This window comes from Pseudomonas sp. LBUM1653, from assembly GCF_059716115.1.
Window position 1 is genome coordinate 3,428,604 of the sequence record NZ_CP166803.1, and the last position, 21,858, is coordinate 3,450,461.

Below are 21,858 nucleotides of genomic sequence, written 5' to 3' on the forward strand. Positions count from 1 at the left end.
TCCGAGCGGCCCCAAGGGCGCTCAGATCTGAGCAACGACTATCGGCTGATGGGGTAGTCAGCGACCACTTCTTGCGCACCTGCCTTGGTGAGCCCCAGGACTTGGTAAGGTTGATGATTCTGGCCGTAGTCCATGCCAGGAGAACCTGCGGGCATGCCTGGCACTGCAATTCCTGCGAGGTCTGAACGACCATTCAGCTTCTTGATTTCATCGGCTGGGACATGACCCTCCACGAATTTGCCGTCGATTACAGCCGTATGGCATGAAGCGAGTCCCTGTGGCACGCCCAGGTTCTGCTTGATAGCGCTCATATTACTTTCCACATGGTCTACTACCTTGAATCCATTCGATTCGAGGTGCTTGACCCATTCCTTGCAGCACCCGCAGTTCGCGTCCCGATGTACATCGATTGTGAGTTGCTCAGCTGCCTGCACAACCCCACAAATCATCAATCCCACAGCAAGCGATAGCTTTCGTTTGAACATTCGATGCACCTCGTCACGTTTTAGTGTGCGGTTGCTCTGCATGCCCTTGGCCGTGCGCCGCGAGTAGCGCTTCCGCACCGTCAGAAAAATAGGTTAAGCGCAAAAAGTCAGGTTGCCGATTACATTTTTGTAAGCCGCATCTTCGCTGCCGCCACTCAATTGCCCCCGAGCCTGTCGTGACTGCGTGCTTTCTGTTTGCTGTTGGGGCAATTACATTTGCGTAAGCTTCCGCACAGTCGTCAGATTGGTAGCACACTAGAACACCGCAAAACCGGAGCCCAAGCATGAAACTCTTGGTTGCAGAAGACGAACCCAAAATCGGAATGTACCTACAGCAAGGCCTCTTGGAAGCTGGCTTCAGTGTCGACCGGGTTGTGACAGGAACAGAGGCGTTGCACCAGGCGCTGAGCGAGACCTACGATCTCTTAATTCTGGACGTAATGATGCCGGGCATTGATGGCTGGGAAGTCATCCGAAATGTCCGCGCAGGCGGAAGTTTAGTCCCTGTGCTGTTTCTGACGGCCAGGGACGGAGTTGATGACCGGGTCAAAGGCTTGGAGTTAGGTGCGGACGATTATCTAGTCAAACCCTTCGCATTTTCCGAGTTGCTTGCTCGCGTCAGAAGCTTGCTTCGCCGTGGTGCCGCCGTACCCAACCAGACATCAATCAAGATCGGCGATCTAGAGGTCGATCTTCTGAAGCGACGGGCTTCGCGGTCAGGTCGACGTATTGACCTTACTGCCAAGGAATTTTCGCTGCTAGAGCTGCTGATGCGCCGTCGGGGAGAAGTCTTGCCGAAATCACTGATCGCATCGCAGGTTTGGGACATGAATTTCGACAGTGATACCAACGTGATCGAAGTTGCGATTCGTCGGCTCCGGGCCAAAATCGATGACGATTTCGACACCAAGATGATTCAGACCGCGAGGGGAATGGGCTACATGCTAGATGCTCCGGATACAGAATGAAGCGTGCATCTCTTACCCTCCGTTTAAGCATGATGTTTGTCTGTGCCGTGGTCGCCGTGCTGGTAGTTGCAGGCTTTACTTTTGACGGATTCAGCCAACATCACTTCAAGGCCCTCGACCGTCAATCGATGACGGAAAAGCTCGAATCCATTCGGCAAATAATGGATGGCGAAGCTGGCTCCGCAGACCCTTCAGAAGTTGTGTTGCAGCTACAAGCACTCCTTGGTGCTCACCAGGAACTCTCGGCTTCAATTATCACGAATGGAGGGAAAACGATCTTTGCGACTCCAAATGCAGTTGGACTTCCTCCTTTCTCCTCTGATGTGCTTGGGAAAGATATGTGGGAGTGGACAGCTGGAGGCCATATGTACCGAGGCATGAAAGCCCAAGTTCATTTGGTGAATGAAGCTGAGCCGCTGACCGCGTGGCTGAGTCTAGACGTCACAAGCCATATGCATTTCGTTGAAACTCTGCGCTGGTGGTTGGTGATCGGGCTGGCGATTAGCGCCTTGATCAGCGCAGGTTTAGGGTGGCTGGTGGCGCGCAGCGGGCTGAAGCCGGTCGCACAAGTGACGCAAGTCGCGGCCTCAATGTCAGCCGGATCGCTGAAAGAGCGGATTCCCATGGACTCTGTGCCTCGCGAGCTAGAGCTCCTCGTCACTTCGTTCAACGCTATGCTGGCTCGCCTTGAAGAATCATTTGCTCGGTTGTCTAACTTTTCAGCCGATATCGCGCACGAGCTACGTACTCCTATCAGCAATCTGCGCACACATACCGAAGTCATCCTCACAAAAAAACGTGCACCAGAGGATTATGAAGAGAATCTTTATTCCAACCTGGAAGATCTGAACCGACTCTCCAGCATTATTGACGGCATGCTTTTCTTAGCAAAGTCAGACAACGGTCTGATTCTACCTGCCAAAGAGAAAATCGAATTGAGTTCGGTCGTCGAGAAATTGTTCGAGTATTACCAGCTCCTAGCAGACGACACAGGGGTAAAGCTACAGGTGGTCGGGCACGGCGCGGTGAATGGTGATGGGACGATGCTGGATAGGATGATCTCGAATTTGCTGTCCAATGCGCTCAGGTATACCCCGCCTGACTGTACGATCTCCGTGAAAATCGAGCCCCTTGGCGACATGATCAGCTTGTCAGTGGAAAACCCCGGCGAGGAGATAGCGGTAGAGCATCTGCCCCGGCTGTTTGACCGTTTTTACCGAGTCGATCCCGCACGGAGAGATGGCGCTACAAACCATGCGGGGTTAGGGCTGGCAATCGTCAAATCGCTGGTTGACGCCCATGACGGCACCGTAGGATGTGTCTCCAGAGAAGGTTATACGACCTTTATGATCTGCCTACCCGCGTGGCCTGCTGACCACGAGTGAAAGCAAAGAGATCGCCCGGCCCAGTCCACAAACATGGCGAGAACAAGCGCGAGTACCACCGTCATTGTGAGTGTTCTGCTGAACATGGCGTTCGGGTTTCAAATCGTCTTATAGGGTGTTGATACGTTTGACCCATCCCCCTAGGGGGGATAGGATGCCGGCGTAATTCATTGAGGCCAGAGGCTCAAGCCATGAGTGAGCAAAAACACGAACATAGCCATCCCCACACCCACCAAAGTCACGACGCGATCATCAAGCGTCTCAAGCGGGCGGATGGCCATTTACGCGGCATCATCACCATGATCGAAGAGGGTCGTGAATGCGTGGACATTGCTCAGCAGTTGCACGCTGTCGAAAAAGCGGTCTGCCAGGCGAAGCGCACGCTCATTCAGGATCACATCGATCACTGCCTTGAGGACACCGTTTCGGCGTTAGGTAATGGCGAGCGCGCACCGCTGGAAGCGTTCAAACAAATCACCAAGTACCTCTAGGTCTGAAATGCCCAATTTCGCTGAACTGCTGCAACAAGGCGGGGCTCACGCCTGGCTGTATTTCCCGAGCGCTATTTTGCTCGGTGCCTTGCATGGCCTAGAACCGGGCCATTCAAAAACCATGATGGCGGCCTTTATCGTGGCCATCCGTGGCTCGGTCAAACAAGCTGTTTTGTTGGGACTGGCCGCGACGCTGTCGCACACCGCTGTGGTCTGGTTAGTCGCCGTCGGTGGCATGTACCTGGGCAAAGGCCTGGACGCGCAAACCACTGAGCCGTACTTCCAGCTCGCGTCATCCGCACTGATCATCGTGATTGCGCTCTGGATGCTGTGGCGTACTTGGCGTGGTAAGCAGATGTTCAAGTTCGAGCAAGGTGATGATCACCCCCACGGTGAGCATGACCATGGCTATCATGATGAAGCCCACCGAATCGATACCGGCCATGGCCGTGTTGAACTGTCGATCTTCGAAAAAGTCATGCCACCGCATTGGCGCCTGAAGACATTGACCGGACACGCTTGGGCTGCCGCAGATGTTCGCCTAAGGACTACCCGTCCAGACGGCAGCACTCAATCGTTCTCTTTCGTCGAGCGCGAAGGCTTCTTGGAATCGGCAGTTGATATCCCTGAGCCGCACGAGTTCAGTGCTCGCTTGAGTCTTGGTCATGCGGGGCACTCCCATGATTACGATCTGGCGTTCCAGGAGCATGATCACGGGCATGCGCATTCCGAACTGGAAGGTCTTGAGTTGTCGATTGACGGCTATCAGGATGCACACGAACGTGCGCATGCCAACGATATCCGTAAACGCTTCACCAACCGCGAGGTCACCACGGGCCAGATCGTCATGTTCGGTATGACGGGCGGTCTGATTCCTTGCCCTGCCGCCATCACTGTCCTGCTGCTCTGCCTTCAGGTTAAAGAAGTCGCGCTGGGAGGCATGCTCGTCCTGTGTTTCAGCATTGGACTGGCGATCACCTTGGTGAGTGTGGGTGCTGCTGCGGCCATTGGCGCTAAGCAGGCATCTAACCGCTGGCCATGGCTTGGCACCGTTGCTCGTCGTGCGCCATACCTGTCCAGCGTGCTGATCATCGGTGTTGGTCTCTACGTGGGCTTCCATGGCTGGATGGGACTGACCGCATAACGAGGCGCAGAGTGCTAGATAGAGGTTGCCAGCGCCACCACTAAACGAATTACTACCACTGCACCAAACGGCAAAGCCCAGTTCTAGGCTGGGCTTCAGTGAAAGCAGGCTTCCTTACATTTGTGGAGGCCAGTTATGCGATTCACCTTGGCATTCTTTGCACCAAGCATAGAGTGCGTCGTACATGATCAGGCCATGAGTAAGCATTTCATGGTCGTCTGCAAAGCGCTGCGACAGTCCCAGTGAGATGGCGTACAACCCAGCCGATTGCGGAGTCAGATCAATGCGAGAGGTATCAGCCCCACGGACTATCTTGGCCAGGTGCTGCAAAGCTGGCTCATTGAGTTGGTACTTCTTTAGAAACGCGTCAAAGCTGCACAACTCACCCTCGAGAGTCAGTTCAATACTGGGAATGTCGTAAGGTGCTGCGTCTTTCTCTGCTGCAATCCTCAGCACATCGGCGCTGGGCACGTATAAAAACTCGGGCTGGGGATCGATAAAGCGAGTGATCAGCCACGGGCAAGCGATGCGGTCGATCTTCGGTCGTTCACGGGTAATCCACCTCATGGAACACCTCCTGCCTAGCTCGGTAGGCTGGGTGATCTGGCGAGCCCAGCGCCCGCCAAAGACTGTTATCCAAATCGTGCTTTTACCGCAACAGATGCACTGCCAAGCCGACGAGTGCGCAGGCCATCAGCACCTGAATAACGCCCCGCTTGAAGCGGAACAAGGCAATTGCCGCCGCAATGGCGATCAGGGCTGAGGGCCAATCGAGGTTGCCGCTGAAGCCCTTCGGCCAAAGCACGTGATAGCCGAAGAAACACGCTAGATTTAGGATCACTCCAACCACTGCCGCTGTAATGGCAGTTAGCGGTGCAGTGAGCTTGAGTTCGTTGTGGGTCGACTCCACCAGCGGGCCACCCGCGAGGATGAACAGGAACGAGGGCAGGAAGGTGAACCAGGTCACCAGGGAGGCGGCGACAGCCCCAGCCAGAAACATTTGATCGTCACCGAACACCTGCGAGACATAGGCCCCGACAAAGCCGACGAAGGCCACTACCATGATCAGCGGCCCTGGTGTGGTTTCCCCTAGAGCCAGTCCGTCGATCATCTGTGTCGGAGTTAGCCAGCCATAGTGACCAACCGCGCCTTGATAGACATACGGGAGCACAGCGTAGGCTCCGCCAAAGGTCAGCAACGCGGCCTTGGTAAAGAACCAGCTCATTTGAGTCAGGGTGCCCTCCCAACCAAAGAGGACGGTCAAAATCCCCATCGGAAATGCCCATAACGCCGCGCCGATCAGTGTTAGTGACGCCCGTTTCAACCAGCTGAACCGGGCATGATCCGGGGATGGAGTGTCATCATCGATCAAGGCTGGGCCGAAAGACTTTTTGGCGGCGCTATGGCCCCCGGCTCGAAACATCTCGGGCGCCAGACGCCCTCCGACATACCCGATTATCGTGGCCCCCAGGACGATCAGCGGGAAAGGAACATTGAACGCAAAGATCGCGGTAAATGATGCCGCCGCTATTGCCCACAGCCAATTATTCTTCAACGCACGAGTGCCGATCCTGTGTGCCGCCTGCACTACGATGGCGGTCACGGCGGGTTTGATTCCATAGAAGAGCCCGGCCACCACGGGCACTTCGCCGAAGGCGATATACATCCACGACAAGGCGATCAAAATGAACAGCGAGGGCAGCACAAATAGTGCACCAGCAATGACGCCGCCCCAGGTTCGATGCATTAGCCAGCCGATGTAGGTAGCTAACTGCTGAGCTTCAGGCCCAGGCAGTAACATGCAGTAATTGAGGGCATGCAGAAATCGGCGCTCGGAAATCCAGCGCCGCCGTTCCACCAGCTCCTGGTGCATGAATGAGATCTGCCCCGCTGGCCCGCCGAAACTGATGAGTCCGAGCTTCAGCCAGAACCAGAATGCCTCACGCAAACTGATCGGTTCAGGCCTCGACAGATCCTCATCAACCACTGATGCCAAAACCTTACTCATTGGGTTGTTCCTCTTTCACAAAACCGGCGAGCAGGCCATCGAAGATGGCACTTGCAGCTGCCAACAGATGGTCGTCATGGGTAATGGTTTCGCTCAGTCCTGCCAGCACCCGCTCGATGCCAGCAGCCTCCGCTGGCTGAATGCCACCGATATCGAGGTAGTGCACCAGTGCAGCGATGCGGCCCAGCCCGGGTTCTTGAAGTTCAAAGCTCGCTTGCAGGGATTCGAAGGTCACGCGGTTGCCGACATGACTGAAGGTCGCATCATCGAAGTCAAAACCTAGCGCATCTACCGGACAGTCCTGTGGCGTGTTTAGCCAGAGAATCTGAGCTTGCGGGTCAATAAAACGTCGAATCAGCCAGGCAGATGCCAGACGGTCAACCCAAGGGCGCTTACGGGTTGCCCAGACTCGTCCCTGGTAGTCGTTAAGACTGAGGGCCGTGATTGGCTGGTCGCAGCTATGCGGTTCATCCGCAGACAAGGCTCTGCTGACAGCCGTCTCTAGCTCTAGCAAAGCCGAATCAATCTGCTGCTTCGGCTTACCTGGAAAGTAATCGATGTTGGTCAACTGATCGTAGGCTTTGCGCAGCTTGCGAATCTGTTTGGTCGTCGCCAGCGCATTTTCAGCGTTCAGCTTCCCACGGCATTCTTCGATCTCTGCACGAAGCTTGCTGTAGTCATCGCTACGGTCGAACAGCTCGATAAAGCGCTCACCGTTAGGATCGACGACGGGCAGGATAAAAGCGGTGCCATTGATGGCCAGGATGTCGCGTTCGACAGACGCCAACGCTTCACGACAAACACCGGTATCAGGCAGCAGATAGGCGCCATCGCGCAGAACCGCAGCACCTGAAGCTTTCAAGGCGCGCTAGGCTCGCATACGTTCGGTGGCGTAGGCGGTGGGTAATCCGAGAATCAGAGTCAGCCAATTATTCATGTAGAGATAGATATTTATTGTGTAGGTATTATTACATTGCTATTTATTTTGGCGTTTGGGAAGCCGCTCTTCAGAATTGAGGATTTGGCGAGAACAACCGTGGATTGGGGGAGCGCGCGAACAGGGTCAATAGGTGCTGTGCGATGCGAACAGTGTCAGAAAAGCATCTCTCATGCGCTTTAGACGTTAGCGCTGAAAGGCTGCTTTTATCCTTTAGATGCCTGTTACAGAGCACATCACACATGCTTTTTACGATGCAGCCAACCGTCTGGAGGCCCCTCGTGCTTCTCATCGGAAACTGACGACGGTCGCTTGCTATGGTGGCTTATAGCCGCTAAAGGTTAGTGAGTTCTTGGAGAGGGCGTGAAGATGATTTCGAGATTTGTAGTTGTCCCTGCAAACCCTACGGAAACGGGATCAATGCGTAATGGATCGCGCTTCCACTGCCAGACCTCACCTATAGGCTTCAACATCTATGACAACGAAGAAAAACTACGTCTGACGACTACCTATCAGACCCGAGAAGAAGCGGAGGTTGAGTGTCAGCGACTGAACATGGAGCGCCGTCAAATCGTACTTTCGGAACGAGATTCCATGACTGCGCGATAGGCACTTCTCACTCTCACAAAGGCAGCCGGTGCTTGGCGTTCCAAAACGAGTTGATCAAATGCTCAGGGACGTACGACCTACACCACTTTGACGCGGATGCTCGGCATTCAGGAGCGAACAAACAGCCTCTGCCTCTGTCCTGATTTTGAACACTCCGTGCTTGCTAGCTGAGCCGCCTTCTACGAGATCAACAACTCTGTATCGCTTGCTGCCATCGTCCAGTGTAGTGGTCTCAATCACTCTGAATCTTGCTTGCATGGTTGCTTTCCCTGCATGACATTCGTGACCTACAAGTACCGGCAAAACGAGACGATTTCAAGAACGGGACGGGCTTAAGCTGAGACAATTCATGACAGTGTAATGCGCTCGTTTTTGCAGGGAGGCCGGCTCAGCAGTAGGTGGCGTGTCGATGCATTTTGTTTAAAGTCGCTGCTTCGGGCCGGAGGGCCCGGCTGAGCCAGCTTGAATGACTTCGAAGTTTTCACGATTAAGGCACTGAGTAGCGACGGTAGTGCGGTGCCGTCATCGATCAAACCGTCCCAACCTTATGAGCAACTGCTAGTCGTATCCCGTCAAAATAAACACCAATCAAGAACTTGCTGAGGCGGAGAAATAGCGATGGAGTGTACTTTCACCCTGAAGTACCAATTGCCGTCTGACGACAACGATATGGACGCGCTTGTGGAACGCTTGGCTGAAGAAGGCTGTGATGATGCGTTGGTCGGGGTCGGACAACCAGGTCGCCTTGCGTTGGAGTTTGTCCGCGAAGCATCTTCTGCACATGACGCAATTGAGGGCGCCATAGAAGACGTGCGCCGCGCCGTACCTAACGCACGCTTGGTCGAGGCATGGCAGCTTTCGCTCCAGCCTGACTGAGGGCGCCTTTCATTGCGCAGTGCCGAGCATTAGGGCTTCCATGCGCAACGAGCAGTTGAATCCGCAGCAGGCCAGCTTGCTCGATGATCTGATCGATACCGATATCGCAGCGATTGAAGCTGAGCTTCAAGCCATGCAAACCGCTCCGACACCGACCGAGAAAAAGCAAAAGCCTAAACGCACTACGTTGCCGGCAGAGTTTCCACGCACGTTGATCCATCACGAACCGGGCAACACTCACTGCCCATGTTGCTGCGCACTCAAACGCATCGGTGAGGACGTCAGCGAGAAGCTGGAATATACGCCCGGCGTGTTAAGCCTCGAGTGTCATGTCCGGGACAAATGGGTCTGTGATGACTGCGAAACGCTGATCCAGGCGCCGGTTCCGGCGCAGGTCATCGACAAGGGCATCCCGACCGCTGGTTTGCTGGCCCACGTCATGATCGCCAAGTTTGCTGACCATCTGCCCCTTTATCGCTCAACGCTTCGAAGACACGACTGATCGAGTTTGGTCGTTTTGCTGCGAGAAATCGTAAGAAGCGAGGCTTGGGTAAACCGGAGACTTTTGTCTTCCAGAGCTTCACACACTGTTGTAGTACCAACAGAAGCGGTGGCTTTCAAATACTGCGGCTGACGGTCAAGAAGCGGATGCGTGCGACGCTGCTGGTCATTCAGGATGAGCTGAAACGCCGACGTCATGAGCCAGTTCGGGTCGTGTGTCAGTGGCTTAAGCGAGTGGTCAATGGGTACTCCAATTACCACGCAGTACCGGGAAATCTGATACGTATCGGCGGTTTTCGGTTGGCGGTATGCCGTCTATGGCTGCAAGCTCTCAAACGACGCAGCCAGCGTTACCGGCTCCGGTGGCCACGCTACGGACGCCTTTCCGACCTCTATATACCTAGACCTAGAAATGCACATCCTTACCCTGAGGATCGCTTCGCGTCACGTACCCAAGGCAGGAGCCGTATGCGGTAGTTCCGCACGTACGGATCTGTTTGGGGGGCGGCAGGTAACTGCCGTCCCTACCGCGACCCCTTTAGCCAACGTTCCGGCCATTGATTCGATATAGCCTGAAGCTAGCCTTTTATTCCATAAAACAAGTACAAACGTATTTTATAGTGCGTTTTAATCTATTAAGATTTTTTGAATTAATTGGAGTGTTTACTTTTGAAAACTATGGCGCTTCTACCTTATGGCTTGGCGTTACTGGCTACCTGCTCAACGGCTTTTGCTGGCCCTACTCTGGATCGGGTGACGAAAAAAGGGGAGCTGACCGGCGTCCTGATGGAAAACTATCCGCCGTTCTCTTTTCTGAATGAACAGAACCAGTTGGACGGGTTTGACGTGGATGTCGCCAAGGCTGTTGCGCAACGGCTTGGGGTAAAACTCAAGTTGGAAACACCGTCCTGGGATGTGATCGCTGCTGGCCGCTGGAGTGGGCGGTATGACATCTGCGTCTGCTCGATGACCCCGAGCAAGGCCCGCGCTAAAGTGTTCGATTTTCCGGTCGAGTATTACCAGTCACCAGCGGTCATCGTGGTGAATGCCAAGGACAAAGACATCACTGCGGGCAAAGACTTGTCCGGCAAAAAAGTCGGCGTGATCAGTGCGTCTACTTACGAAGCCTACTTGAACAAGGATCTTGTGATCGAGGGCGCCGAGGACAAGCCTTTGAGTTATCCATTCGATAATGTCCAAGTCGCGCCTTACGACAACGAAACGGTGGCCTTTCAGGATCTGGCACTGGGTACTGGCGTGCGTCTTGATGCCATGGTTACCAACCTCATCACCGCCCGAGAGCGTATTGCCCAGGATCCTCGCTTCAAAATTGCCGGCGACACGCTGTATGCCGAACCGAACGTAGTGGCGATTGAAAAGGGCGATCCGCAATGGAATGCCAAAGTCACTGAGATCATTACGCAACTCAAGACTGACGGTACGCTGAGTAAAATCTCCCAGAAGTGGATCGGCGCCGATATCAGCCAATGACAGCCCTCAATCCACACCCATCCAAGGCGACTGTCGCACCCAACACCGAGTCGCGTCGATTGAGCCAGCTCTTTGGCTTTCGCTCTCGCTTGTATCTGACGTGGGCCGGGCTGTTCGGATTGTGCGTCATGTTTTTCATGAGCTTTGATCTGAAGTTCTCGATCATTCTGGAGAAGTGGCCAAATCTGGTCGGCCTGCATTTGGGGCCAAACGGTTTCCTGCAAGGCGCCGCGCTGACGTTGTTTCTGTGCTTCTGTTCGATCTGGCTTTCACTGCTTCTTGGCTTCGTAACAGCGCTTGCACGCCTGTCACGTAGCGCAGTGGCGTTCGGTATCGCGAGTTTCTACGCATCTTTTTTTCGTGGTACTCCGCTGCTGATCCAGATCCTGCTGATCTACTTGGGCTTGCCGCAGTTGGGTGTCGTTCCAGGTGCAATCAGCGCTGGCATCATTGCCCTCTCACTCAATTACGGTGCCTATCTCAGCGAGATTTTTCGCGCGGGCATCCTCGCCGTAGCACCCGGGCAGCGCGAAGCAGCGATGGCTCTGGGACTTAGGCCCACAGCAACGTTTCTGCACATCGTTCTGCCGCAAGCCATGCGCACGATCATTCCCCCGACAACCAGTCAGTTCATTTCAATGCTCAAGGATTCATCGCTGATTTCGGTGATGGGTGTCTGGGAGGTGATGTTCCTGGCGCAGTCCTATGGGCGGTCTTCCTATCGCTATATCGAAATGCTCACCACCGCAGCCGTCATCTATTGGTTGCTGTCCATTGGACTCGAGTTGATACAGCACCGTCTTGAGCGCCACTACGGTAAAGGTTTCAAGAATCAGCGGTGACCCGCCCCGTTTAATGACTTTTTTACAGGAGCTACGATGTCCGATCCAAAACCTCTGTTGTTTGCGCTCTATGAGCAAGCTAGTGTGGGCTGTGGCGGTGCGCCAAGTCTGTGGACGCACCCGGCTGACGAGCGGCTGGCCATTAATTCTCTGGGTTACTGGTCGAACTTGGCGCGGATTGCCGATCAGGCTCACCTCGACATGCTGTTTTTTGGTGATGTACTGGGTTTCTACGACGTGTTTGGTGGCAACGCCGATGCAGCGATGAAATGGGCTGTGGAAGCACCGGCCAATGACCCACTGATGATCATCCCGGCATTGGCGGCAGTGACAGAAAACCTGGCCTTTGGCGTCACCGTGACTACCAGCTACGAACATCCTTTTACCCATGCCCGGCGCTTCAGTACGTTGGATCACCTCACCAATGGCCGGGTCGGCTGGAACATCGTCACCTCATACCTGTCCAGCGCCGCCCGCAACTTCGGCCTGGAGCAGATGATCAAGCACGATGATCGCTACGAGCGCGCTGAAGAGTTTCTCGATGTGGTCTACAAACTCTGGGAAGGCAGTTGGGCCGACGACGCCGTGGTCGCGGACAAGGCTCGCCAGCTCTACGCGCGGGGTGATCGTGTGCGGCCAATCAACCACGCTGGCGAACACTACCGAGTGGCCGGGCCGCACCTGACCTCGCCATCGCCCCAGCGTACACCTTTACTGATCCAGGCCGGCTGGTCTGGGCGTGGCCGTGAGTTCGCGGCCAAGCACGCTGAACTGATCTTCATCGCCAAATCGAACCCACTTGAAATTCGTCAGGGGCTGGAAGAAATCTGGGCCCAAGCCCAGGCACGTGGCCGTCAACCTGAGGATGTGAAGTCTCTGACGGTGCTGCGTATCGTCACGGCCAAGACCGAGATCGAAGCTCAGCGTAAATATGACGAACTGCAAAGCAACTATCACTTGCAGGCGCAACTGGTGAGTTACGCGGGCGACACCGGTATCGATATCAGCCGTTATGCCGACAGTGACGCGCTTTCGACCCACACTGAAGGCATGACCTCCTACGTGATGCGTCCTGATGGCAGTGGCAAACCCTTGACCGCCGGTGACGTGAAACAGCGCTTTGCCAATGTAACCCGAGGGAGCGACCTTATCCTTGTGGGTACCCCTCAACAGGTGGCCGAACGCATTGGGGAACACGCACGCATTTCTGGCACCAGCGGCTACATGCTCAATCCGCTGATCAGCCCTGGCAGTCTTGAAGACTTCGTCGAGCTGGTCATCCCAGAGCTGCAAAAACGTGGCCTATACCGCACCCGACCGCAAAGTGGCACCTTTCGTTCGCGGTTACGGGATGATGGTTCGAGCCATTTGCCAGCGTCAGCTTATGGCGCTTCATTCCGTTTCGACTGAGCCCTCCAGAGGGGGGCGGCTCGCCCCCTGCGGCCTATATGTATGGAAATCCAATGCACCCATTGATTGATCACGCTCCGAACGCATTCACCTCCATAGAATTCGTTCTGACTGATATGGATGAGACGCTGACTCACCATGGACGCTTGGCAGCTGCTACCTACGACGCGTTGGAGCGCCTACAATTTAGCGGCATTAAAGTAATTCCCGTGACTGCCGCGCCTGCCGGATGGTGTGATCAAATGGCGCGAATGTGGCCGGTGGATGGCGTAATCGGAGAAAACGGAGGACTGTTTTTTAGACGCGGTACCGATCCGCACAAGCTTGTGCGGGAATACTGGCATGAAGTCGATCAAGCCGCAGTCGCGCGACAAAAACGGAAGCAGCTCATTGAGTTTATCCAAGATCACCTGCCTTGGGCCCTTCTGGCCGCAGACCAGGATTTTCGGCAAACCAGCGTGGCTTTTGAACTACCCAGAGAGGAGGCTCGTCGCCAGGCTCTAAGCGATGCCTTGAGTAAAGCCGGCGCGGAACATACCTTCAACAACCTATGGGCGCTGGGCTGGTTTGGGGGCTACGACAAACTGGCTATGGCGCAACGCGTCCTGCACCAGGTATACGGACTCGGCGCAGAACAATCGTTAAATAAGGTCTTCTACAGCGGTGACTCTCTCAATGACGCCCCAATGTTTGAATTTTTTCGGCATACCTTGGGTGTCAGCACCATTCGAGACTGCCTGCATCAGTTACCGAAAGCACCGGCATGGATTAGCGCCGGGCCCGGAGGTGCGGGGTTTATCGAGGCAGTAGAGGCAATCTTAGCCAGTCAGCATTACTTGAAGAGATAGTAAAACGGCAGCGGATGGAATGGCTGCTTATCGATAACTATGCTGACGTTTGACGTAAATGGGGAGGTCGCTACTTCGGGCCACCGAGGGCCGGCTATGCTTGATCTGTAACGTGTCAACCGTGATGCCAAGCGGTCTGTTGTTTCTTGTTGACGAAAAAAAGCCCGCGATGGGGAGGGCGGGCGGGGAATCACAAAAGGAGCTAGATCTACCGTACGCCAAAGCATGTGAAAATATTGTGAGAGGTAGAAAGTTACTTCTCGGCACGAAAAATGGGGCTGGGTTGACGAATTTCATTTTGGAAGTTGCCTTCAGGCTGATCCTCTAGCTGAGGAAGGCTAGGCACAGTTCCTGGCCAATCGGGTGCAAGATTGAGCTCTACTGGAGAGGGAAAGATTTTTTCACGCATGTACTCAACCTGCTCTACCAGCCATTTTTTATATTTCACTACGACTATAGATAATTATGCAGGTGTGTTCGTACAGCTTGGAGAGTAGGGTAAATTAAAGGGCTCCGCCGCTCTGGCTCCCAGACACTCAATAGGTCGACAGGATAAGATCCTTTGCGCTGTCAGAGTTCAGGTGTCCCGGTTCGGCCATCAGGCGACCTGCAGTGCTCGAAATAGTCCAGGTTGTCCAGTCATTCAAGAGGGTGAGTGACCAGCCATCAGTCTCCACGTGCATGAGGCCGTGATAGATCTCCTGACATTACTGGATGGAGATTCGCATCATGATGTGTTTACCGAGCGCGACGTCCATCGCGGACTTCGCGGGCTGTGAGAGGTGAGGTTGAGTTCAAATCATTCTCCGCTCGAGTCATCGCTCGCCCGTAGAAGCGTCCACTGGATATGATAAGGACGAGAGTGGGAACGAAAGCTGTCATCGGTATGATCGATCAACTGGAGAGCGTAGTGCTCGTTTGAGTTTCGTCACGCACTCCACTCAGCCATAGACCCTTACGTTGTTGTAATCGCTTAATCGGGCAAGGCCCGGCTTAATGGTAGCGTTTTAACTACATCACTGATCGGCGCGACAAGCGTAATTGACCTCTCATGGGCGCCCTTCAGCTAGCCTCAAACCAGCCCGAGTTGGTGATTCAAAATCTGCTCGTGCAACTTAAACACTGACGAAGCACTCCAGCCATATGATCGCGTCACTGAAACCTGGGAGGGTGGAGATGAATCGGCCATCAAGACGCATGCGCAAACTGCTCAACTGCGTCGCCACCCACAATGAGGTTGCGGCGTTTTATGAGATGCGTGCTGCGGAGTAGCTCCAAATGAGTTGTTTCGCCGACGATTGCTCAACGTGATTCATCGGCTCAACCAGGACGCCTATGACTTGCGAATGGCGCGGGACGACATCCAGGGCGGAGCCATCAAGCTCGCGTGACTCGCGTCCAGCACTTTTAAACTGGTTAGCCCAAGCCACGCATTGGTGGCGCTATGAACAGCTTTGCCTCAAACCCGTTCGCTTGTGATGGTTGAAGAATTTTCAGGTGTATTTTACGTAGGTGTGATTATCGCTCTGCTTTCGGTGCCTATCCATTGAAATCAAATTAAGGCCTCGCTTTTTACCGGCGCGTCGCCTAGTTATTCAAGATGAGGACATCCTATGGCCAATGGTTGGGGTTGGCCAATTCACCTTTGGCAGCGTTTCATACTCGGGCTTTGCGAACAGATAGCCTTGAAAGAAGTTAATGCCGAGGGCTAGTAACTGCTGTAATTCAGCATTGGTCTCCACGCCCTCTGCAATCACTTCAATATTGAGCGCTTTGCACACACCGAGAATGCCCTGAACGATTGCCTGTCGCACCGGGTCAGTGCAGATGCAACGTACCAGGGCCATGTCCAGTTTGATGATGTCGGGTTGAAACTCTGCCAGCAAATTGAGCCCCGAGTACCCAGCACCGAAATCATCTATCGCTGTCTTGAAGCCTTTAAGGCGATATTCTTGAATGATGCTTTTTAGATGTGCTTTGTCCACCAGTTCTTCGTTTTCGGTGATCTCAAAAATCAGCCTTTCGGTGGGGAACCCAAATCTGCGTGCGGCTTCAAGCGTCGCACGAATGCACGTGGCGGCTTGATATACCGCATTGGGTAAGAAGTTGATGCTGACAAAGCAGGGGATTTGCAAGCGTGAAGCAAGCTCAACAGCCTTGACCCGGCAGGCTTGGTCAAAGGCATAACGGTTCTGTTCGTTCACCTTTCCAAGAATGGCTGCGGCTCCACTGCCATCGCAACCACGTACCAAAGCCTCGTAGGCATAAATACTGTTGTCGCGCAGATCGACGATTGGCTGGAACGCCATACTGAACTCAAAATCCAGTTCTTTACCCTCCCTGCAGGCACTACACGGAGGGACTGGTCGTGTTTTTCCGTTCATTCAATCCCTACTCTTCAATAACCACCAATGTGTCGATCAAGCCAAGATTTTGTGCATGCTAAAAGGCTGAATCATCGTGCTAATGTCGACGAGAAATTGCTGATCGCCTGTACGACTTGGCGAGCGCTATCCTGAATATCCAGGATCACTTGACCAGCCTCACCGGCTAATTTGACTCCTTGTTCTGCCTTGCCTTTACTCGCCTCCATCCTGGTCACTGCCCCCTTGGCCAATTTACGATTGTGCTGCACCACCTCGACAATCTTGATGGTGGCTTGGCTTGTGCGCGAAGCCAGATTGCGCACTTCGTCAGCGACCACCGCAAAACCTCGACCCTGCTCTCCGGCACGAGCCGCTTCGATGGCTGCGTTTAGCGCTAGAAGATTCGTTTGTTCGGCGATGCCACGGATGGTCTGCACTATGCTGCTGATTACTTCCGACTGCTGACTGACAGCATTGATACCTTCGGCTGCGTGATTCAATTCGCCAGCCAGGCTTTGCATGACATCCACTGTCTCCTGCACCACTCGGGCACCTTCGTGTGCTGTATCGTCGGTTTTCAGTGAAGTCTCATAGGCCATGCGTGCGGCTCGTGACTCAGCTTCCTGCTGGAGCACCTGAGCAGTGATATCGCTCGCAAACTTAACGACTTTGTAAAGGCTGCCGTTGGCGTCGAACACCGGATTGTAAGTCGCACGTAACCAGACGGTGTGTCCTTGGTTGTTGAGGCGTTTGAAGTTACCAGAGAAAAATTCGCCGTGATTCAGGCGCTCCCAGAACTGGCGATACTCGTTGGATTCACTTTCGCTACGCTCACAGAACAGACGATGGTGCTTGCCAACAATCTCATCGAGGCGGTAACCCATCACTGCAAGGAAGTTTTCGTTGGCGCTGATGACTTCTCCCTGCCGGTTGAACTCAATGGTTGCCATGGAACGGTTAATCGCTTTGATTTGGCTCTCCTGCTCTTGTTCCTTCAACACCCGGGCAGTGACATCAGTTGCAATTTTGACGACCTTGATCACCCGTCCGGAGGTGTCGCGAACAGGGTTATAACTGGCCTCCAGCCAGATCTCACGTCCCTGTTTGTCCAGGCGCAGGAAGCGGTCGTTTATGAACTCACCACTACTCAGGCGTGACCAAAAACCTTGATAAGCGGCGCTGTTGGCGTATGTCGGCGTACAGAATAAGCGGTGATGCCGGGAGTGAATTTCCTCAAGGCGATAGCCCATTAGTCTCAGGAAATGGTTATTGGCGCCGAGAATCGTGCCATCAGGTTGGAACTCAATCAGAGCCATGGAGCCACCTAATGCTGCGAGGGTGGCTTCGCAGTCAGTCAGGCGCTGCTGGCTGATGGTCAGTTCTTTTTTGATTTGCGAGTTGAACATACGTACCTCAGTGGATATGGACTGCTTGGCACTTTCATCAAGCTAACGCAAAACCTATACAGCGCGATAGTGATTGTACAAGAAAATTCGTGGTTGAACACGAGGGATGCATGTTGAACGCGGGTCATGCATTGATCGGGTAGGGGATTGAGCATCGGCAATTGACCATCGGTTTACGCAGCTGTCGCATAATCGGCAGAGCACTCGATAACCGACTGAAAAGGGCGCACAGATTGCGCCTCAAGTCATTTTAGTAGCCGAAATGCTTGAGGTTTGCAGCGCGCTAGCACCATGGCGCGGGTTCAAGCTCATCACAACGGACGCCGACAAATAACGGTTGGGACTGCTTGGCGCTTCTGCGCAGGACATTGATTTAGAGAGTGCAGAGCGGGCATTCATCGTCAAAGTAAAGCGTCACCGCCTTCTGATCAGTCTTATGCGTATGGCAGTATTTTGTATAGGTTTGTATCAAGTACGCCCAAGAATAGGCTGAGGATGGTCGCTATTCTTTGCGCCGTGAAATCGACCGTATGCCCTTGTCTCAGCATGGCCAATCGGGGGGGGATGAGCGGCACGCAAACCATGGTCAAGGATCAGAAAGGTGCTGTCACCGGCATCATCCCCTGTAACGAGAACCAGGCTAAGGAGTGAGCGTGGTCATCGCAGAAGGTTTTGATGCCGAAAAGTTAAGCGACAGTGCCGCCCTTTCGAGTTGGGGCGGCTGTCTTCACCTTCGGGTGGTATCCATTTGGTATCGCTTAACTATCAATTTCCTCGGTAGGTGGAGAAACCGTAGGGGCTGAGAAGCAACGGGATGTGGTAGTGCGGGACTGTACCGTCCACCTCAAATATGACGGGTACCTCCGGAAAGAAGCTGGACGTTTTGTGCGCCTTGAACCACTCACCGGTTTTGAAGGTGACACGGTAGGTACCTTTCTCCAGTTCCCGACCTTCCGGATACAGCCCGGTGATACGACCTTGCTCATTGGTTGCCGCGCTGTTGAGCATGTCCCAGTTTTTCCCATCCTGTTTTTCCAACGTGACATTGACTCCAGGGGAGGGCAGGCCATCCTGCAAGTTGAGTACATGCACGCTCAATGGATTTGCTGCCGCTGATGCAAGGAATGAAAGGGCACTCAATACAGCGCCAGCGAAGAAACTTTTCAAAACAGTCATGGTGATGTCCTTAATTTTTAACGGCAGGTAAAACTTTGTTGATAGCGACCTCTGCACAACCTTCATCGTTTGCAGCGCCCCCTGCACCGGCCACTCCGATGGCGCCGATGACCTGACCATCGAATTTCAATGGCACGCCTCCGCCCAGCAGCAACAACTCATCAAGTGTGTTGAGGTTTTCAGCATCCGGATTAGCGCGAGCACGTTCAGCTAACAAACGCGTCGAAGTCTTGGTCGAGAGGGCGGTATAGGCTTTGCGTTGCGCGGCTAACGTGTTGTGCGGGCCGACATTGTCATCGCGTTGCACGGCAACCAGATTGCCGCCACGGTCAACAACTGCTGCAACGGCTGTGCGGCCATCAGCGTGACAGGCTGTCAGCGCGGCATTTAGCAAATCGTTGGCCATTGCAAGTGACACGTCCTTGCGCTGCGCAACTTGATCCGGGGCTGCAACGGCGAATGCAGAGCTCATTGCGAGTGTGATCAGCAATGAAGTCGATAGGCTTGTACGCATGCTGTTTCCTTGATTGAGTCTGTCTGAGTCATTGCCAGACATCATGACCAGCGCACCCCGTCAGAATGATTGCCTCCGGATTACCAATATGTAATGTGAGAAATCAGCGAAGCGGGCTAGCCTGTGCTCCAGTCTTGGAGGAAAAAATGCGTATCCTGGTGGTTGAAGATGAAACGAAAATGGCGGATTACCTGCGCAAAGCCCTGACTGAATCGGGCTATGTCGTAGAGATCGCCCTTGATGGGCTGGATGGCCAGCATTTGGCACAGGAGAGTGAGTTCGATCTGATCATTCTGGATGTCATGCTGCCGCGATTGGATGGCTGGCAATTGCTGCAAATCATCCGGCATAAGTGGCAGACCCCAGTACTGTTTCTCACCGCACGCGATTCGGTTGATGATCGGGTCAAAGGGCTGGAGTTGGGGGCCGATGATTATCTGGTGAAACCCTTTTCCTATGCCGAGTTACTGGCACGCGTACGCACTTTGCTGCGCCGTGGCCCGCCTCGCGAGGTTGAGCATTTTGTGGCTGGTGATCTGAGCCTGGATTTGTTGCGACGCAGGGTAACGCGCAACGGCGAGCGTCTAACCCTGACCAACAAGGAGTTCGCCCTGCTGCATCTGCTGCTCAGTCGTGAAGGGGAGGTGCTATCGCGCTCGCTGATTGCCTCCCAGATCTGGCAGATGAACTTCGACAGTGACACCAATGTGGTGGATGTCGCTATCCGTCGACTGCGGGCCAAGGTTGACGATCCATACTCACTTAAGTTGATACACACAGTGCGTGGTATCGGTTACATGCTTGAGGTGCAATCCTGAATCTGTTTCCGCGCACCCTGAGCCTGCGCCTGGCGATCATGTTCGCATTGGTCAGCGCATTGTTACTGGGCTCCATTGGTTTTTATCTTTATCAATCGTTGCAGCGAGAGATTGCCTGGCGCGATGACCAGGCCCTGCTGGGGCGACTGGAGCGAATGCAAGCATTGATCAGCGATAGCGACAGCATCGAGCAACTGCGAGGTCGGCCCAAGCTCTACGAAAACATGTTGGGCAATCGCGACAATTTGCTATGGATCGTCGATGACACTGGCAAGGTGTTGATCGAAATCAACCCAGTGGGGATGACGTTTCCAAAGTTGCCGGCTGCACCCCATGCTCGCCTCGTTGACGATCACTCTTCCGAGCCAGTGCGGCTTGCCTGGCAGGATGTCATGCAGGGTGATCGCGGTTTGACCCTGATCGCTGGCAAGTTGTTGGCAGAGCGCGAGCAGATGATGGGGGTTTACCGGCTCAAGCTATGGCTGGCCATGTCCGTCGGTGCGCTGCTGGCTTTCGTATTCGGCTGGTGGGTTAGTCAACGAGGCTTGCACCCTGTGCGCCTGCTTGCCAAGCGCGCTGCCGCAATTGACGTGCAGCATCTGCATCTGCGGCTGGATGAGTTCAATGAACTGAATGAACTCAAACTGCTCTGTAGTGCCCTTAACCAGATGCTTGCACGCCTTGAGGACGGATTCGCCCAGCTTTCACGCTTCTCGGAAGACCTCGCCCATGAGATGCGAACCCCGCTCGGTAACCTGATGGGTCATACCCAGCAAGCCCTGAGGCGCAGTCGCTCGATCGAGGACTATCAGAACTTGCTGGTTTCCAATCAGGAAGAGTATGAAAGGCTGGCCCGAATGATCGACAGCATGCTGTTTCTGGCTCGCACCGAACAGCCAAACGCTTGCGTAAAAGTCGAGCAAATCAACCTGCACGATCTGATTGAGCAACTCTGTGAGTATTTCGACGGAGTGGCACAGGAGCGAGATGTGCAACTGCTTAACCAGACCCAGGATCAGTTGATGGGTGATTCAGGCTTGATCCGTCGAGCATTGGCAAACTTGCTGGCCAACGCATTGCGCTACGCAATTCCCGAATCTGCAGTGACGATCAGCAGCAGGGTTTCGCAGGACACACTCGAAATTACGGTGCACAACCACGGCGAGCCGATTGCAGCAGAACATTTACCGCGATTGTTTGAGCGCTTTTACCGGTGCGACCCTTCACGTAATCAGCCCGACGACTCTGGTGGTCTGGGATTGGCCATTGTGCGCTCAATCATGCAACTGCATGGTGGTTGTGTAACCGTTGATAGCACTGAAGCAGGTACGAGCTTTCACTTGGAGTTTCCCCTTAAAAATGCCTGAACTCGAACCGAAGGAATTGCACCTGACACAGTGGATGCCGGCAAAGTGCCCTAGAATGAATTTCGTTGCAGTGGTGACCACATAAGAAGCATGCAAATGGGGCTCGAAAAGTTTTTTTTCGGGCACATGCGAAATCTGTAGAGGCAGTGCTGAGGATGAATCCGAAAGCCTACTTCGCCATTTTTAGGGAGATGTATTCACATCAGCGAAGTGATG

17 protein-coding genes and 4 pseudogenes are annotated in these 21,858 nt (G+C 54.0%); 12 read left to right on the forward strand and 9 right to left on the reverse strand.

Going from position 1 to position 21,858, the window contains the following annotated elements:
• Positions 1–38: 38 nt before the first annotated feature.
• The gene (locus ACA054_RS15500) at positions 39–485 is read right to left on the reverse strand and encodes a DUF411 domain-containing protein (RefSeq protein ID WP_497690170.1); all 447 of its coding nucleotides are present in this window, start codon (positions 483–485) and stop codon (positions 39–41) included.
• A 284-nt stretch (positions 486–769) separates the two neighbouring features.
• Between ACA054_RS15500 and ACA054_RS15505 the strand changes: the two genes are divergently transcribed.
• The 4 genes from ACA054_RS15505 (at position 770) to ACA054_RS15520 (ending at position 4,473) form a co-directional block, all read left to right on the forward strand.
• Complete coding sequence (locus tag ACA054_RS15505) at positions 770–1,453, forward strand: heavy metal response regulator transcription factor (RefSeq protein WP_101209373.1); 684 nt, start codon at positions 770–772, stop codon at positions 1,451–1,453.
• Complete coding sequence (locus ACA054_RS15510) at positions 1,450–2,838, forward strand: heavy metal sensor histidine kinase (protein WP_497690171.1); 1,389 nt, start codon at positions 1,450–1,452, stop codon at positions 2,836–2,838. Before ACA054_RS15505 ends, ACA054_RS15510 begins: the two co-directional genes overlap by 4 nt.
• A gap of 191 nt (positions 2,839–3,029) precedes the next feature.
• Complete coding sequence (locus ACA054_RS15515) at positions 3,030–3,329, forward strand: metal-sensing transcriptional repressor (RefSeq protein WP_283188559.1); 300 nt, start codon at positions 3,030–3,032, stop codon at positions 3,327–3,329.
• 7 nt (positions 3,330–3,336) lie between these two features.
• The gene (locus ACA054_RS15520) at positions 3,337–4,473 is read left to right on the forward strand and encodes a nickel/cobalt efflux protein RcnA (protein WP_497690172.1); all 1,137 of its coding nucleotides are present in this window, start codon (positions 3,337–3,339) and stop codon (positions 4,471–4,473) included.
• 114 nt (positions 4,474–4,587) lie between these two features.
• Here ACA054_RS15520 and ACA054_RS15525 read toward each other — a convergent pair whose 3' ends face one another.
• The 3 genes and pseudogenes from ACA054_RS15525 to ACA054_RS15535 form a co-directional block, all read right to left on the reverse strand.
• The gene (locus tag ACA054_RS15525; protein WP_497690173.1) at positions 4,588–5,040 is read right to left on the reverse strand and encodes a chromate resistance protein ChrB domain-containing protein; all 453 of its coding nucleotides are present in this window, start codon (positions 5,038–5,040) and stop codon (positions 4,588–4,590) included.
• A gap of 82 nt (positions 5,041–5,122) precedes the next feature.
• Positions 5,123–6,481 (reverse strand): chromate efflux transporter, encoded by a 1,359-nt coding sequence (gene chrA / locus ACA054_RS15530; RefSeq protein WP_497690174.1) that lies wholly within the window; start codon positions 6,479–6,481, stop codon positions 5,123–5,125.
• Positions 6,474–7,418: pseudogene (locus tag ACA054_RS15535) on the reverse strand (chromate resistance protein ChrB domain-containing protein). The gene chrA and the pseudogene ACA054_RS15535 overlap by 8 nt, the downstream one beginning before the upstream one ends.
• Before the next feature lie 1,227 nt (positions 7,419–8,645).
• Here ACA054_RS15535 and ACA054_RS15540 point away from each other — a divergent pair.
• The 6 genes and pseudogenes from ACA054_RS15540 to ACA054_RS15565 all read left to right on the forward strand — a co-directional run.
• Positions 8,646–8,873, forward strand: a pseudogene (locus tag ACA054_RS15540) (hypothetical protein); the annotation flags it as partial.
• A gap of 73 nt (positions 8,874–8,946) precedes the next feature.
• Positions 8,947–9,381 (forward strand): annotated as a pseudogene (locus ACA054_RS15545) (transposase); the annotation flags it as partial.
• 701 nt (positions 9,382–10,082) lie between these two features.
• The gene (locus tag ACA054_RS15550) at positions 10,083–10,895 is read left to right on the forward strand and encodes an ABC transporter substrate-binding protein (RefSeq protein WP_497690308.1); all 813 of its coding nucleotides are present in this window, start codon (positions 10,083–10,085) and stop codon (positions 10,893–10,895) included.
• Complete coding sequence (locus ACA054_RS15555) at positions 10,892–11,737, forward strand: amino acid ABC transporter permease (protein ID WP_497690175.1); 846 nt, start codon at positions 10,892–10,894, stop codon at positions 11,735–11,737. Before ACA054_RS15550 ends, ACA054_RS15555 begins: the two co-directional genes overlap by 4 nt.
• A 36-nt stretch (positions 11,738–11,773) precedes the next feature.
• On the forward strand, positions 11,774–13,147 hold the full coding sequence (locus tag ACA054_RS15560) for an LLM class flavin-dependent oxidoreductase (RefSeq protein ID WP_497690176.1): 1,374 nt from the start codon (positions 11,774–11,776) through the stop codon (positions 13,145–13,147).
• Positions 13,148–13,200: 53 nt separating this feature from the next.
• A complete protein-coding gene (locus tag ACA054_RS15565) occupies positions 13,201–13,995 on the forward strand; it encodes an HAD-IIB family hydrolase (RefSeq protein WP_497690177.1) in 795 nt (264 codons plus the stop codon).
• Positions 13,996–15,590: 1,595 nt separating this feature from the next.
• On the opposite strand, the gene ACA054_RS15570 is transcribed toward ACA054_RS15565, so the two are convergent.
• The 5 genes and pseudogenes from ACA054_RS15570 to ACA054_RS15590 all read right to left on the reverse strand — a co-directional run bounded on the left by ACA054_RS15570 (position 15,591) and on the right by ACA054_RS15590 (position 19,457).
• Positions 15,591–16,379: an EAL domain-containing protein gene (locus tag ACA054_RS15570; protein ID WP_497690178.1), complete on the reverse strand. Its 789-nt coding sequence runs from the start codon at positions 16,377–16,379 to the stop codon at positions 15,591–15,593.
• Between the two features lie 71 nt (positions 16,380–16,450).
• Complete coding sequence (locus tag ACA054_RS15575; protein ID WP_497690309.1) at positions 16,451–16,960, reverse strand: methyl-accepting chemotaxis protein; 510 nt, start codon at positions 16,958–16,960, stop codon at positions 16,451–16,453.
• Between the two features lie 33 nt (positions 16,961–16,993).
• A pseudogene (locus ACA054_RS15580) lies at positions 16,994–17,767 on the reverse strand (PAS domain-containing protein); the annotation flags it as partial.
• 765 nt (positions 17,768–18,532) lie between these two features.
• Positions 18,533–18,943 carry a hydroxyisourate hydrolase gene (gene uraH, locus ACA054_RS15585; protein WP_497690179.1) on the reverse strand — a complete coding sequence of 137 codons (411 nt, stop codon included), beginning with the start codon at positions 18,941–18,943 and terminating at the stop codon, positions 18,533–18,535.
• A gap of 10 nt (positions 18,944–18,953) precedes the next feature.
• A complete protein-coding gene (locus ACA054_RS15590) occupies positions 18,954–19,457 on the reverse strand; it encodes a GlcG/HbpS family heme-binding protein (RefSeq protein ID WP_497690180.1) in 504 nt (167 codons plus the stop codon).
• Between the two features lie 146 nt (positions 19,458–19,603).
• Between ACA054_RS15590 and ACA054_RS15595 the strand changes: the two genes are divergently transcribed.
• Both ACA054_RS15595 and ACA054_RS15600 read left to right on the forward strand, forming a co-directional pair.
• Positions 19,604–20,275 carry a heavy metal response regulator transcription factor gene (locus tag ACA054_RS15595; RefSeq protein ID WP_497690181.1) on the forward strand — a complete coding sequence of 224 codons (672 nt, stop codon included), beginning with the start codon at positions 19,604–19,606 and terminating at the stop codon, positions 20,273–20,275.
• Positions 20,272–21,642 (forward strand): heavy metal sensor histidine kinase, encoded by a 1,371-nt coding sequence (locus tag ACA054_RS15600; RefSeq protein ID WP_497690310.1) that lies wholly within the window; start codon positions 20,272–20,274, stop codon positions 21,640–21,642. Before ACA054_RS15595 ends, ACA054_RS15600 begins: the two co-directional genes overlap by 4 nt.
• Positions 21,643–21,858 lie beyond the last annotated feature (216 nt).

Excerpts from the sequence above, each read along its gene's own strand:
- ACA054_RS15500 (WP_497690170.1), bottom strand. The coding sequence starts at position 485 with ATGTTCAAACGAAAGCTATCGCTTGCTGTGGGATTGATGATTTGTGGG.
- ACA054_RS15505 (WP_101209373.1), top strand. The coding sequence starts at position 770 with ATGAAACTCTTGGTTGCAGAAGACGAACCCAAAATCGGAATGTACCTA.
- ACA054_RS15510 (WP_497690171.1), top strand. The coding sequence starts at position 1,450 with ATGAAGCGTGCATCTCTTACCCTCCGTTTAAGCATGATGTTTGTCTGT.
- ACA054_RS15515 (WP_283188559.1), top strand. The coding sequence starts at position 3,030 with ATGAGTGAGCAAAAACACGAACATAGCCATCCCCACACCCACCAAAGT.
- ACA054_RS15520 (WP_497690172.1), top strand. The coding sequence starts at position 3,337 with ATGCCCAATTTCGCTGAACTGCTGCAACAAGGCGGGGCTCACGCCTGG.
- ACA054_RS15525 (WP_497690173.1), bottom strand. The coding sequence starts at position 5,040 with ATGAGGTGGATTACCCGTGAACGACCGAAGATCGACCGCATCGCTTGC.
- chrA (WP_497690174.1), bottom strand. The coding sequence starts at position 6,481 with ATGAGTAAGGTTTTGGCATCAGTGGTTGATGAGGATCTGTCGAGGCCT.
- ACA054_RS15550 (WP_497690308.1), top strand. The coding sequence starts at position 10,083 with ATGGCGCTTCTACCTTATGGCTTGGCGTTACTGGCTACCTGCTCAACG.
- ACA054_RS15555 (WP_497690175.1), top strand. The coding sequence starts at position 10,892 with ATGACAGCCCTCAATCCACACCCATCCAAGGCGACTGTCGCACCCAAC.
- ACA054_RS15560 (WP_497690176.1), top strand. The coding sequence starts at position 11,774 with ATGTCCGATCCAAAACCTCTGTTGTTTGCGCTCTATGAGCAAGCTAGT.
- ACA054_RS15565 (WP_497690177.1), top strand. The coding sequence starts at position 13,201 with ATGCACCCATTGATTGATCACGCTCCGAACGCATTCACCTCCATAGAA.
- ACA054_RS15570 (WP_497690178.1), bottom strand. The coding sequence starts at position 16,379 with ATGAACGGAAAAACACGACCAGTCCCTCCGTGTAGTGCCTGCAGGGAG.
- ACA054_RS15575 (WP_497690309.1), bottom strand. The coding sequence starts at position 16,960 with ATGGCCTATGAGACTTCACTGAAAACCGACGATACAGCACACGAAGGT.
- uraH (WP_497690179.1), bottom strand. The coding sequence starts at position 18,943 with ATGACTGTTTTGAAAAGTTTCTTCGCTGGCGCTGTATTGAGTGCCCTT.
- ACA054_RS15590 (WP_497690180.1), bottom strand. The coding sequence starts at position 19,457 with ATGCGTACAAGCCTATCGACTTCATTGCTGATCACACTCGCAATGAGC.
- ACA054_RS15595 (WP_497690181.1), top strand. The coding sequence starts at position 19,604 with ATGCGTATCCTGGTGGTTGAAGATGAAACGAAAATGGCGGATTACCTG.